The organism is Pseudotabrizicola sp., from assembly GCF_030684215.1.
In the GTDB taxonomy this organism is placed as follows: Bacteria; Pseudomonadota; Alphaproteobacteria; order Rhodobacterales; family Rhodobacteraceae; genus Pseudotabrizicola.
Genome location: NZ_JAUXOV010000071.1, coordinates 83,052 through 96,135 on the forward strand (window position 1 = coordinate 83,052; position 13,084 = coordinate 96,135).

The following is a 13,084-nucleotide window of genomic DNA, read 5'->3' on the forward strand; positions in this document are numbered from 1 at the left end:
AAGCCCCACACAGACAGATGACCCCCAGAGACCCAGACCGCAATGGCCCTGCCGATCCGTGGCTTGCTGAAGCCCCTCGGGCGGTGCTGCTGGCCGATGTTGTCTATGACAGGATCCGTCGTGCCATCGTGCAGGGGGACTATGCGGAGGACGAGCGGTTGCCGGGGGAAAACAGCCTTGCCACGCAATTCGACGTATCGCGCCCTGTTGTCCGGGCAGCACTGAAACGGTTGCGCGACGAGGGGTTGATTACGTCGCGGCAAGGATCGGGCAGCTATGTTTCAGCCACGGTCGCGCCAAAGACCTTGGCATTTCAGCGGTTAGAGACCATCGCCGATCTGCAACGCTGCTACGAATTCCGGCTGACCATCGAACCCGCCGCCGCCGCCCTTGCTGCCATTCGCCGCAGTGAGTCTGCATTGGCAGAAATCAGCAATCTGTTGCAACTGCTGCGCGACGCGACCGAGCGCCAAAGCCACCGCGAGGATGCGGATTTCAGCTTTCATCTGGCGATTACGGCCACATCCAACAACCAGTATTTTGAAACCTCGATGCGGGCGCTCAAGGATCATATTGCGGTGGGGATGAAGTTTCACGGGCTGTCACTGCGCACAGTCAGGGGCGGGCTGGATCATGTGCTGGAAGAACACACCGCCATCTTTACTGCGATCAAAGACGGCAAGGCGGACGCCGCACATGACGCCATGAAGCGGCATGTCGAGGGGTCGCGTGACAGGTTGTTCGAAGGGCGGCTGCTTGATTTGTCGTCGCGCTAAAACGCTTCGCGATAGATGGCTTCAACCTGTTCCACGGACATGTCACGCGGGTTGTTGTCCATCAGGCGGCGAATGGCGTGTGCCTCGGCCGCCCATTTCGGCAGATCGGCAGCGGTTGCCCCGTGCTCTGACAGGCGCATCGACACTCCAAGACCCGCACACCAATCGCAGGCATCGACCAGCAAATTCTGAGAGTTCAGCGACAAGAGCTCGGCAATCTCGGCCGTTTTGTCTGTGGCAACGGGCTGATTAAAGGCCAGTACATGCGGAAAGATTATGGCATTCGCCACGCCATGCGGCAGCTTCAGCCGTGTGCCAAGTGGATAGGCCAAGGCATGCCCCGCCGCAGTGTTCACCGGCCCCAGACAAATGCCGCCGTAATAGGCCGCAAGCAGCAAACCCGCCCGCGCCTCGGCATCATTGCCATCGGCCACGGCACGCGGCAGATAGCGCGCCACCAATGATATGCCCATGCGGGCATACCCGTCGATCATTGGGTGGGCCTTGCGGTTGGTAAACGCCTCAACGCAATGGGCCATCGCGTCAATTCCGGTTGCGGCTGTGACCGCAGACGGGACAGAAAGTGTCAGGTCCGGATCAAGGGCCACCATGTCGGCCAGCAAAAGCGGACTTTCAACGGCCATTTTGTTCAGCGTGGCAGCATCAGTGACAAGGGCGCGAATGCCTGCCTCGGACCCGGTACCAGCGGTTGTTGGCACAAGGGCAAGCGCGCTTTGCCGGGCGGTCACTTTGTTTGGCCCCACCACATCGCTCAGCGTCTGATCGCCGCGCAGCACCGTCACCAGTTTTGCCAGATCCATCACCGATCCGCCGCCAAAGCCGATGACCAGTTCAGGGTCCGCTAAGCGCGCCGCCGCCAGCACCAGATCAAGGTTGTCGGTATCGGGTTCCGGATGCACCTGATCGCAGACGGTCACATCGCCACGCAGCGCCAACCTGTCCAGATTGCCCAGCATCGGCTTTTGCGTCAGCACCAGAATGCGGCTGTAACCTTGGGCAGCGGCCCAAGCCCCGACCTCGGCGGCGGAGCCTGCGCCGACCTCAACCCGGCGCGGTTGGTGAATACGCAAGGGGCGGGCGTAGTCGGTCATTGTGCAAACTCCTTTACCGTGCCGCCGATGGCCAGCAACCGCCCACGCAAATCAGCCAGTTCGTCTGACGTCAGGCTGACAAGCGGCGGGCGAAGGCGTGTCCATCCCACCTGCCCGTAACGCGAGGCGATCATTGCCTTGATGGCGGGAAGCTGGGTGTAGCTGTTTGACAGGTCACGGTTCGCGTTGATCCGGGACTGCGCTGCAGCGACTGCATCTTTCATGGCGATGTCGTTTGCACCTTTGAACACGGTCGCCAGATCTGCCCCAACAAGGTTTGAGGTGGCAGTGATGCAGCCAGCCCCGCCCGCCTTCATCAGTGGCAACAGCAACGGGTCCGCCCCTGCCAGAACCGAAAAGCCGGGAAAGCGAGCAATGATTTCCAGCATATTGTCGAGTTTGCCGGCGGAATCCTTGATGCCGACCACCGTTTCGGGAAATACCGCCACAAGCCGGGCAATCAGATCATGGCTGATCGGCACGCCCGAGATTTGCGGGATGTGATACAGGATGATCTGCAGCCGGCTGTCAGCGATGGTCTCGATGATCTGGGCATAGGCTCGGAAAAGGCCTTCGTCACTGACGCCTTTGTAATAGCTGGGCGGAAGCATCACGACGCGGTTCACCCCCAAGGCAAGCGCGTGGCGGGTCAGATCGATCGTCTCGGGGGCGGCATTAACGCCGGTTCCGGGCATCAACCGGGTGGGCGGCAACCCTGCCTCAATAGCGGCTTCAAGCAATGCGCGGCGCTCGGCAAGGCCAAAGGAATTGGCCTCCCCGGTCGTGCCCAAAAGGGCGACACCATCGCAGCCATCGGTCAGCAACTGATGGCAATGTGCGGTAAAGGCGGCCAGATCGGGCGACAGGTCGGCTTTGACCGGGGTGGCGGCAGCACAGTAAACGCCGGTGACAGGCAGGGTCATGATGGGGCCTTTGGCGATACGGCCATGCGCCGGGCATAGGCAAGGGCATGGTCAAGGTTGATGTTGTTGGCGATGCCCTTGCCCGCGATGTCAAATGCGGTGCCGTGATCAACCGAGCAGCGGTCGATGGGCAAGCCCAGGCTGACATTGATTGCGGTGTCAAAGGCCACCAGCTTGATCGGGATATGGCCCTGATCGTGATACTGGGCGACGACCAGATCGAACGCCCCCTGATAGGCGCGGTGAAAGACGGTATCGGCAGAGATCGGGCCGGAAACGTCGATGCCCTCGGCACGGGCCATGGCGACGGCGGGGGCGATGTGGGTATCGTCCTCATCCCCGAACAGACCGCCCTCACCGCAATGCGGATTGATCCCGGCGACAGCGATGCGGGGCGTTTGGCCAAGGCGACGGAAATGCGCGTGGCCAGCGCGAATGGTTGCCAGAATCCGGTCTGGTCGGGCGCGGTCGATGGCCCCCTTCAGAGAGATATGGGTGGAGACGTGGATCACGTTCAGCCGCTCTGACGCCAGCAGCATGAAACTGGATTTTGCGCCGGTCAGGCTGGCCAGCATTCCGGTATGCCCATCATAGTGATGGCCCGCCGCATTCAGTGCTGCCTTGTTGATCGGGGCAGTGACGATGCCGGCGATCTGGCCCGCCTCGGCCTGACGCACCGCCGCCTCGATAAAGCGGAAACACGCCTCACCGCCGCGCGGGTCAAGCTGGCCAAAGGGCAGCAGATCGCCGGGAATATCGGTGTGACACAGGTCTATGCTGTCAAGCAACAGGTCAGAGCCCAGAACCGCAATGGCCGCCGCCAGACTGTCGCGGTTGCCGAACACGCGATAGCGGGAGCGGTCTTCGGTGGGCATAGCGGACAGAGATTTGACGATTATTTCCGGGCCAACCCCCGCCGGGTCGCCCATGGTGATACCGATGGGGGTGATACCGATGGCGGCTGTCATGATTGTCCTTCCCAGTTGGTCTTGTCCGCGCGGCTGACGGCATGGCATGCGATGTGGTGGCCCGGTGTGACCGCGCGCCACTCCGGCACTTCGGCCCGGCAGCGATCGCGGGCGATGGGACAACGGGTGTGAAACCGGCAGCCCGCTGGTGGGTTCAGCGGACTTGGCACCTCGCCCGTCAGGCGTTGGCGGTTGACGGGCGCGCGCGGATCGGGTTTCGGCACCGCAGACAACAGCGCGCGGGTGTAGGGGTGCAAGGGCCGGGCAAACAGATCCCCGGCCGGGGCAAGTTCGGTCAGTCGGCCCAGATACATCACACCAACCCGGTTGCTGATATGGCGCACCACGGCAAGGTCGTGCGCGATGAACAGGTAGGTCAGCCCGTATTTTTCGCGCAAGTCCAGCAGCAGGTTCAGAATCTGTGCCTGCACCGATACATCCAGCGCCGAAATTGCCTCGTCGCAAACGATGAACCGTGGCTGACAGGCCAGCGCCCGCGCAATCGCCACGCGCTGCCGCTGGCCACCCGACAATTCGTGCGGATAGCGATTGGCAAAGCGCGGGGTCATGCCAACATCGGCCAGCAGATCAGTGACACGAGCGGGCAACTCGGCCCGGCTGGCAAGGCCGTGAAACAAGATTGGCTCTGACAGCGCCTCGCCAATGGTCATGCGGGGGTTGAGGGTGGAATAGGGGTCTTGGAACACGATTTGAAGGTCGCGGCGGAAGGGGCGCATGGCGGCTTCGTCCAACCCGGCAATCTCTTGCCCCTTATACTTGACCGACCCGCCCGAAGGCTGGTGCAGATTCAGGATGCAAAAGCCGGTGGTGGATTTACCGCAACCGGATTCGCCCACCAGCGACAGGGTTTCGCCCTCGATAATATCGACCGAGAAATCATCGAGCGCCCGCACGGTTGCCGCGCGATCACCGAACGCGCCGAGTGTCAGGCCAAAGTGTTTGGACAGGCCCCGGATTTCCAAAAGCGCGGTCATGCGACGGCCCTTTCGATGACAATCGGGCAGGCGACCCGGTGGCGTGGGTCGCTGCCGGGCACCGGGGCCAGTTTTGGCACCGCGTCCGAGCATGCAGGCTGCGCCAGCGGACAGCGCGGCGCAAAGGGGCAACCGGGCGGTCGTCTTCCGGGCTCTGGCGGTGTGCCTGTGATTGAGGGCAAGCGCGACATCGCCTCCCCCGCCAGCGTCGGCAGTGAGTCCAGCAGCGCGCGGGTATAGGGGTGAGTGGGGCGGTCAAAAATCTCGGCAACCGGGGCATCTTCCACCACGGTTCCCGCGTAAAGCACTGCGATACGGTCGGCCAACCCGGCAATCAGCGCCAGATCATGGGTGATCCAGACCACCGACATATTCAGCCGGGTTTTCAGGTCGCGCACCAGATCGACGATCTGGGCCTGAATGGTCACATCGAGCGCCGTTGTCGGCTCGTCCGCGATCAACAGTTTCGGGTGCCCCGCCAGACCCATGGCGATCATCACGCGTTGGCGCATCCCGCCGGACAACTCATGCGGCCAAGCCTGCGCGCGATCTTCGGGGGCGGGAATACCGACAAGTGCCAGCAGTTCCACGGCACGAATGGCGGCCTGCGGTTTTGTCATGCCCTTTTGATAGATCAGCGCCTCGGCGATCTGATCGCCAATACGGATCACCGGGTTCAGGCTGGTCATCGGGTCTTGGAAGATAAACCCAATCTCTGACCCGCGCACACGGCGTAGCGCGCCGGGAGTCATTTTCAAAAGATCCTTGCCGCCAAACATCGCACTGCCCGCAGTGGCGCGGATGCGGTTTGGAAGCAGCCCGACGAGTGACAGCATGGTCAGAGACTTGCCACAGCCGGACTCCCCCACGATGCCAAGGCTTTCGCCAGCCATGACGGTAAGATCAATGCCATCGACCACACGGGCCGGGCCTTCATCCCGGGCAATGTCGATGGTCAACCCCCGTATTTCCAGAAGCGCTGTCATTTCTGCCCCTTCGGGTTGAGGGCATCATTCAGACCGTCACCAAGGAAATTGAACGCCACCGTCACCACTGCCAGAACAGCCGCCGGGGCAACCAGCAGGTGGGGATAATTGGTCCAAACCCGCAGCCCGTCGGAAATCATGTTACCCCAGCTTGGGGTTGGCGGCGTTACCCCTACGCCAAGGAAAGAAAACGCGCTTTCCAGCACCATTGCAGTGCCCAAACCCGCCGACACCGCCACAATCAGCGGCCCCATCGCATTTGGCAACACATAGCGCGTCAGAATGATCCGGTTGGTCAGGCCCAGTGCGCGGGCAGCGGTGACATAGGGGCGATTGCGCACCGACAGCACCTGCGCCCGGACCAAACGCGCATAGGCAGGCCATGAAATCAGAGCCATCGACCCGAACACCAGCACAAAATCAATCAAGGTGGAATTGCGGTAGATCGGGTTCAGCGTCTCAATATACCGCGCTTCCATCCACTGGCTGATCGGCTGTTTCAGGCTGGCGTTTATCACGACCACCAGCAAAAGCTGGGGCACAGACATAGTGATATCGGTGAACCACATCACGAACCTATCAAACGGCCCACCGAAGAACCCGGCCACAGCGCCAAGACTGACGCCGATGAAAACCGCCGTCACTGTCACCCCGATCGCCACCAGAAACGCTGTGCGCGCGCCAAACATCAGCCGCGCCAGCACATCGCGGCCAAGATCATCGGTGCCAAGCCAATGGCTGGCCGAGGGCGGCTGGTTGCGCACATCCAGATTCTGCGACAGGAAATCATAGGGCGAAAGCCAAGGCCCGATCACCGCCACCAGAACCACACCGAAGATGATGAACAGCCCCGCCACCGCCAGCCGGTTGCGGCGCAACCGCCGCCACGCATCGCGCCACAATCCACTTGGCCGGTCATCGGTATCAATCATCGTCATGATTACCGCGCCCCCTTTGCATCAGCAGCGCGAGGGTCCAGCAGCGGGTACAACAGATCGACCAGCAGGTTCGAGGCCATCACCAGAAATGACCCGATCAGCGTGATCGCAAGGATCACCGGGAAGTCAGAGTTGATCAGCGCCTGCACTGTCAGACGACCCAGACCGGGCAGGCCAAACACCAACTCCACGAAGATCGCGCCATTCACGATGGTGATCATGATCAGCCCCAACTGTGTGACCACAGGGGTCAGCACCGGGCGCAGGATATGGCGCAGGGCGACCACCAGTTCAGGCACACCCTTGGCGCGGGCAGTGCGGACATAATCCTCGCTCATCACTTCAATCACCGCAGCGCGGGTTTGCCGCAGGATCAGCGCAATCGGTTGAAACGACAGCACGATCAGCGGCAGGATTATCTTGACCGAAAACAAACCGCCCCACCCATAGGGCATGGAGCCTTCGGGCAGCACGACCAACAGCAGCACCATCAAAAGCGGCCCCGCCACATAGGCTGGGATCGCCCAAAGCGTCACAGCGGTGCCCAGAATGATGTAATCGAGCCGCGAGTTCTGCTTCAGCCCAGCCAGCATCCCCAGAGGAATGGCGACAACAGCCGTCAGGATGATCGAACACAGCCCCAGCAGAAATGACACCGGGGCCGCAGCCGAAATCATCGCCCAGACCGAGCGGCCAGAAAACAGGGAGTTGCCAAAATTGCCTTGCAGAAGGTTCCAGATATAGCTGCCGAACTGTACCAGAAACGGGCGGTTCAGGCCCGCCTGCTCGCGGATTGCCTCGATCTTCACCGGGTCATAGGCCACATCGCCGGGCGCGCGCAAAAAGATCAGCTTGATCGGATCGCCCGCGCCATAAAACGCCAGCGCATAGACCCCCAGCATCACCAGAAGGACCGAAGGCACCCAGATGAGAAAACGGCGGATGATGTAGGCGAGCATAGTACCCCCAGCCGGGAAAGGAACGGGGCACAGCCGCATGGCCATGCCCCGCTTTTGACGTCAAGCAGATCAGCCGACGGTGATTGCCCAGGGTGCAACCACTTGCCAATCAAGGTTTTTCTCTATGCCCGTCACGTTGGCATTGGCCCAGCGGCTCATGGTTTGCTTATACCAGGGAAGGAACATGAAGTCGTCGCGGAATGCACGCTGCGCCTCTTGCGCCAGTGCCACCCGTGCCGGATCGTCAGCAGGTTTGGCCAGCGCCTCGGTAATTTTGGCATCGACCACATCGTTTTTGTAGCCGCCCATCTTGCCGATGGCATTGCCCGAGGTGCTGGCGATAGACCCGGCCAGATATGACGGTGCATCGGGAACGCGGGTGCCAACGTCATCGCGGAAGATCTGGATCGAGTTTTGATCGGGACCAGAGTACTGGTCTTGTTGTGGCTTCATATCAACTGCGGCAATGCCCAGATTTTGCCGCCACTGTTCCGCAATATATTGCGCCGCCGCCTCGTTCGCCGGGCTGGAGATGCCGACAAACATGATCTTTGGCAGCTTTTCTGGCCCGCCATAGCTTGAATCAGCCAGCAGTTGCTTTGCCCGCGCCGGGTCGAACGGATAGGGGACAAAGGCCGGATCGTTATCACCTGGAACGGAATTCATGACCATATCGGTTTTCTGGTGCGGGCCATCGGGGAAGCTGGCCTTGATTAGCCCGTCACGATCCACCGCAAGGATCAAGGCTTCACGCACCTTTGGGTCATCCATAGGCGCGCGGGACGCATTGAACCAGAAATGCTGGCTGGTCGGAATGGTCGGCCCGTCGCCGAACCCGGCCCCCAGATCCAGCGCCATCGTTGATGTCACCAGTTCGGTATGCGCCTGATACTCGCCTGATTTCAGCATCTGCGTCGCGGTGACGTTATCTTCAACCGAGGTCAGTTCAATGCGGGCAAGCTGCGGTTTTGGTCCAAAGAAATTCGGGTTTGGCACAAATACCAGCGCACCCGCATCCAGATCAGCTGATTCAAGCATGAACGGCCCCGATGTGGCGCCGTTCGCGCCCAGGAAGAAGTCTGCAACCTCGGCCCCATCTGCGCCACGTGCGACCGAGGCTTTGACGATTGGCGCGATGTGGTTGGCAAGGCGCTGGAAAAAGATCGGGTCCGGGCCGGTCAGTGTCACAGTCAATGTGCCATCACCTGCCACGATGCCACTGATATCAGTTGCGGTGCCATCCTTGACCGCCGCAAAGCCATCGACATTCGACAAAACCTGATCAATCCGCTGGTTCTTGCTGGTCGGCATCGCCGCCAGTTCCCAACTGCCCTTTACATCCGCCGCGGTAATTGCCGACCCATCTGCGAATGTGGCCGCCGGATCGACGGCAAATGTCCAGACCGTGAAATCATCATTCGGCATCCATTCGGTCAGAACATAGGGCTGAATTTCGCCACTTTCGTTGAAATACATCGCACTGGCATTCCAGTACGAATTCCAACGGAACGGCACCCCACCCCCGCGCAGCGGCGACCAGTCCTGACTGAAGGCCGGATGGATCGCCTTGAGCACCTGCCCATCCTGCGCCATTACGATCCGTGCACCCGCACCCAACGCAGCTGCCGCCACCACGCTTCCAACGCCGAGCTTCAGCAACCCACGCCGGGTCAGCGCGCTTTTTTCCATGTGAAAATCTGACATGTCTTTCCTCCCTGACTGTGCTGGCTGACGGTGCCACCGTGGCGGCTTTCTTCGAGTCCGCTTCAACGCGAAAAGACAGCCCTGGCAAATATTTGTCAACTTGTTAGTTACAAAAACAAGTTTTGACAGAGTAAGAACTAGAAATCAGAGGCGTAATTCAATATTTATAACTATATATCAATTAGATATCTGACATCCGCCCGAAAGCACCACATCGCAGCGCTTGACAAAAAACTTTACAAGTTGTGATCATCCGACAGCGAAACCCACTCCGGATGCCCCAAATGCCCACTTTCCCAGACCGCGAACTGACATCAGCAGAAGTTGCTGCCGCGATGGATGGGCGGCTGCGCGCCCATGCAACAACGGACCGCAAAGATGCGTTCTTGCCCTCCCCCGCGATACAGAACCACGCGGCAAACCTGCATTTTCTGCCCGATGGCAGTTTGGCCTGTGTCTGGTTCGGCGGCACGATGGAAGGGATGGGTGATATCTCGGTCTGGATGGCAACGCTTGCGCCTGACAGCGATTGCTGGTCGCCAGCACGCCAGTTGTCAGATGATTCGGCCCGGTCAGAACAAAACCCGCTGTTGTTCACCGCACCCGATGGTCGGGTCTGGCTGTTTCACACCAGCCAGCCCGGTGGGCGTCAGGACGAATGCGAAATCGTTGCCCGCATTTCTGACAACGGCGGCCATAATTTCGGCCCCGCCCGCCGCATTGGTGATTTTCGCGGGATCTTCGTTCGCCAGCCCGCGCTGATCGGACCAGATGGGGAATGGCTGTTGCCCGGCTTTCGCTGTGTCACACCGCAAACCGGACGCTGGACAGGAGACCACGATCTGGCTGTCATGCTGATCTCATTCGATGCGGGAAAGACATGGGTGGCCCGCGACGTACCGGACAGTCTGGGGGCGGTGCATATGAACCCTGTTGCCGCCCAAAATGGCACCATTCCTGCGTTTTACCGTGACCGTTTTGCCCGAACTGTTCGGCGCAGTGTGTCGGTGGATGGTGGGCTGACCTGGTCTGCGCCATCCGCCACAGACCTGCCGAACAACAACTCGTCCGTGCAGGCGATCCGGCTGCAAGATGGGCGTATTGCGATTGTGATGAACCCGGTCAACGCCGCCATGTCCGCCGACCGCCGCCTTTCGCTATATGACGAGCTGGACGATGACACACCCGAAACCGAGCCGCAGGCCAGCGCCGGGGCGATCTGGGGCGTATCGCGTGCGCCGATGACGCTGGCGATTTCAACCGACAATGGCCTGACTTTTCCCCAGCGCCACCACATTGACACAGGCACCGGGCTGGCGCTGTCAAACAATTCCAAAGACGGGATCAACCGCGAACTTTCCTATCCGTCGATTTTGCAGGATGCGAAGGGCCGATTGCACATCGCTTACACCTATCATCGCCGCGCCATTCGCTATGTCCGGCTGGCGCAGCCACCACAGGTCAGCGGGGCGGCGGGTTAAGCGCCTTGTTATAGGGCTTCCAGTCGGTGATGTCGGGATAGTGAAACTTGCGCCACGCCCGCACGCGGGGGTTCATCATGCGCCGCCACAGCAGCGGGTTCATCGCGATGAATACCATCAGCGGATAGCCCAGAGGCAGTTGAGGGGCCTGATCCTCGCCATAGGTTTGAAGCAGTGGAAACCGGCGGTCTGGCTTGAAATGGTGGTCGGAATGGCGTTGCAGGTTGATCAGCAACCAGTTTGACGCGGTATGCGATGCGTTCCAGCTGTGATGCGGTTTGACATGTTCATACTTGCCATCGCCCAGATGCCGCCGGGTCAGGCCGTAATGTTCGACATAGTTCACCGCCTCCAACTGCCAGATTGCAACTGCGGCCTGATAGACGAACAGCCCAAGGCCAAGCCAGCCACCTAGCGCAATTGCCAGCATAAGCATCGCCGCTTGCAAAGCGCCGTAGCGCCAAAACGGGTTACTGCGATGCCACCACGGCAGGCCGCGCCGCGCCAGCATCGCGGCCTCGGCCCGCCATGCAGATACCGGGCTTTGGCGCAGAACACGCGGAAAAAAGCGGTGAAAGCCTTCGTTATAGCGCGCCGTCACCGGGTCGCGGCAGGTGCCGACATAGGTGTGATGCACCCGCAGATGTTCCGACCGGAAATGGGAATACAGCACCGATGCCAGCAAGATATCGGCTAGCCAGCGTTCCAGCTTGTTCTTCTGATGCATCAATTCATGGCTGTAGTTGATCCCGATTGTGCCTGTGACAATGCCGATGCCAAAGAACAAAACCCCAAGCTCCAGCCCGGAAAGATGGCTGGTATGGGCGGCATACCAGATGGTGCCAAACAGGATAAACATTTGGACAGGCGGCCAGATCAGGGTCAGAAACTGATACCAGAACAGCATCTCATCGGGGGTTTCTGGGTCAGCATTGCGTTCGTTCAACCCGGTTAACGCATCAAGCGATGAATAGACCAGAATGGAATAGACCGGAACCACGGCTGTGAACCACCCGCCATAAGTGGCGCCGATCAACGCAAGCGGCACGATCCCAAGGGTCAGCCAGAACGGCATGGCCTGAGCAAATCCGATCTTCTGGCGCGGGCGGTCTGTCATGTTTGGCCATCTGTTTGCTGGCAGATGATGGGCCAGCGCGGTGGGTTTCTCAACGGGACATGTTGCCCCGCAGGTGATCATAGGCTTTGCGCATCACTGTTGGCAGGTCAGAGGCGCTGAAATCGTTGTGAGAGATAAACTCCCCCCGTGTCACGATGGTCCCGTTTGGCAGTTCTGCGACAAGAAGTGTCAGGTATAGATGAAAATGGGTGAATGTGTGGCGTATTTCGCCAATGTCTTGCCACTGAGCCACCGCCGGGGCAGCAGCGCCATTGCCATCCCAATCGTCACCGGGAAAGCCCAGCATCCCGCCCAGCAACCCCTTGTCGGGGCGACGTTGCAGCAAAATCGCGTTGCCTTGTGTCGCCATCCAAAGTGAGCCGCGACGGACGGGCTTTTCGGGCTTTGGCATCTTGCGGGGCAATTCTGCCTGTATCCCCTCGTGGCGGGCGGCGCAGGCATGGGTCACCGGGCAAATCCCACAAGCCGGGTTGCGTGGCGTGCAGATGGTGGCACCAAGATCCATCACGGCCTGTGCGTAATCGCCGGGGCGCTGATCAGGTGTCAGGGAAGCGGCCAGCGCTGTCAGCTCTGCTTTGGCCACAGGCAGTGGGGTTTGCACCGAAAACAACCGGGACATGACCCGTTCCACATTGCCGTCAACGACCGTTGCCGCCTCGTCATAGGTAATTGCGGCCACGGCACTGGCGGTATAGGGACCGATGCCGGGCAGGGCCAGCAGGCCATCACGGCTGCGCGGAAACACCCCGCTGTGGTCGGCAACAACGGCCCGCGCAGCCTTCAGCAGGTTGCGGGCGCGGGCGTAATAGCCAAGGCCCGCCCATTCGGCCATCACATCCGCATCCGGCGCGGCGGCAAGATCGGCCACTGTTGGCCAGCGCGCCGTGAAGCGGTGAAAGTAGTCTTTGACGGCCGCAACCGTGGTTTGTTGCAGCATCACCTCGGACAGCCAGACTCGGTAAGGATCGGGCAGCACGCCACGCTCGCGATCTTGCGGCGAAACACGCCACGGCATGACGCGCGCATGGCGGTCATACCAGCGCAGCAAAGCCTCACTCAATTCTGCGTCACGCAATCTTTATGCCCTTTGTCGCGTCTTGCCAC

At 60.5% G+C, this 13,084-nt stretch carries 12 protein-coding genes; 2 read left to right on the forward strand and 10 right to left on the reverse strand.

Features of this window, described 5'->3' with window-relative positions; all coding sequences use genetic code 11:
• The first annotated feature begins 17 nt into the window (after positions 1-17).
• Positions 18-776 carry a FadR/GntR family transcriptional regulator gene (locus tag Q8K08_RS16315; protein WP_305250773.1) on the forward strand — a complete coding sequence of 253 codons (759 nt, stop codon included), beginning with the start codon at positions 18-20 and terminating at the stop codon, positions 774-776.
• Here the strand turns inward: Q8K08_RS16315 and Q8K08_RS16320 are convergent.
• The 8 genes from Q8K08_RS16320 to Q8K08_RS16355 all read right to left on the reverse strand — a co-directional run bounded on the left by Q8K08_RS16320 (position 773) and on the right by Q8K08_RS16355 (position 9,361).
• Positions 773-1,888 carry an iron-containing alcohol dehydrogenase gene (locus Q8K08_RS16320; protein ID WP_304804829.1) on the reverse strand — a complete coding sequence of 372 codons (1,116 nt, stop codon included), beginning with the start codon at positions 1,886-1,888 and terminating at the stop codon, positions 773-775. The two genes, Q8K08_RS16315 and Q8K08_RS16320, sit on opposite strands and share 4 nt — an antisense overlap.
• A complete protein-coding gene (locus Q8K08_RS16325; protein ID WP_305250774.1) occupies positions 1,885-2,811 on the reverse strand; it encodes a dihydrodipicolinate synthase family protein in 927 nt (308 codons plus the stop codon). Before Q8K08_RS16325 ends, Q8K08_RS16320 begins: the two co-directional genes overlap by 4 nt.
• Positions 2,808-3,779: a 4-hydroxythreonine-4-phosphate dehydrogenase PdxA gene (gene pdxA / locus Q8K08_RS16330; protein WP_305250775.1), complete on the reverse strand. Its 972-nt coding sequence runs from the start codon at positions 3,777-3,779 to the stop codon at positions 2,808-2,810. The genes Q8K08_RS16325 and pdxA overlap by 4 nt, the downstream gene beginning before the upstream one ends.
• Positions 3,776-4,774 (reverse strand): ABC transporter ATP-binding protein, encoded by a 999-nt coding sequence (locus Q8K08_RS16335; RefSeq protein ID WP_305250776.1) that lies wholly within the window; start codon positions 4,772-4,774, stop codon positions 3,776-3,778. Before Q8K08_RS16335 ends, pdxA begins: the two co-directional genes overlap by 4 nt.
• A complete protein-coding gene (locus Q8K08_RS16340) occupies positions 4,771-5,760 on the reverse strand; it encodes an ABC transporter ATP-binding protein (RefSeq protein ID WP_305250777.1) in 990 nt (329 codons plus the stop codon). Before Q8K08_RS16340 ends, Q8K08_RS16335 begins: the two co-directional genes overlap by 4 nt.
• Positions 5,757-6,698: an ABC transporter permease gene (locus tag Q8K08_RS16345; RefSeq protein ID WP_305250778.1), complete on the reverse strand. Its 942-nt coding sequence runs from the start codon at positions 6,696-6,698 to the stop codon at positions 5,757-5,759. The genes Q8K08_RS16340 and Q8K08_RS16345 overlap by 4 nt, the downstream gene beginning before the upstream one ends.
• Before the next feature lie 2 nt (positions 6,699-6,700).
• Complete coding sequence (locus tag Q8K08_RS16350) at positions 6,701-7,657, reverse strand: ABC transporter permease (RefSeq protein ID WP_305250779.1); 957 nt, start codon at positions 7,655-7,657, stop codon at positions 6,701-6,703.
• A gap of 69 nt (positions 7,658-7,726) precedes the next feature.
• Positions 7,727-9,361 carry an ABC transporter substrate-binding protein gene (locus tag Q8K08_RS16355; RefSeq protein ID WP_305250780.1) on the reverse strand — a complete coding sequence of 545 codons (1,635 nt, stop codon included), beginning with the start codon at positions 9,359-9,361 and terminating at the stop codon, positions 7,727-7,729.
• A 284-nt stretch (positions 9,362-9,645) separates the two neighbouring features.
• Between Q8K08_RS16355 and Q8K08_RS16360 the strand changes: the two genes are divergently transcribed.
• Positions 9,646-10,842 (forward strand): exo-alpha-sialidase, encoded by a 1,197-nt coding sequence (locus tag Q8K08_RS16360; protein ID WP_305250781.1) that lies wholly within the window; start codon positions 9,646-9,648, stop codon positions 10,840-10,842.
• Here the strand turns inward: Q8K08_RS16360 and Q8K08_RS16365 are convergent.
• Together Q8K08_RS16365 and mutY are read right to left on the reverse strand one after the other, a co-directional pair.
• Positions 10,823-11,959: an alkane 1-monooxygenase gene (locus Q8K08_RS16365; RefSeq protein ID WP_305250782.1), complete on the reverse strand. Its 1,137-nt coding sequence runs from the start codon at positions 11,957-11,959 to the stop codon at positions 10,823-10,825. The genes Q8K08_RS16360 and Q8K08_RS16365 overlap by 20 nt on opposite strands.
• A 49-nt stretch (positions 11,960-12,008) precedes the next feature.
• Entirely contained in the window at positions 12,009-13,055 is a 1,047-nt protein-coding gene (gene mutY / locus Q8K08_RS16370) for an A/G-specific adenine glycosylase (protein ID WP_305250783.1), read from the reverse strand.
• Positions 13,056-13,084 lie beyond the last annotated feature (29 nt).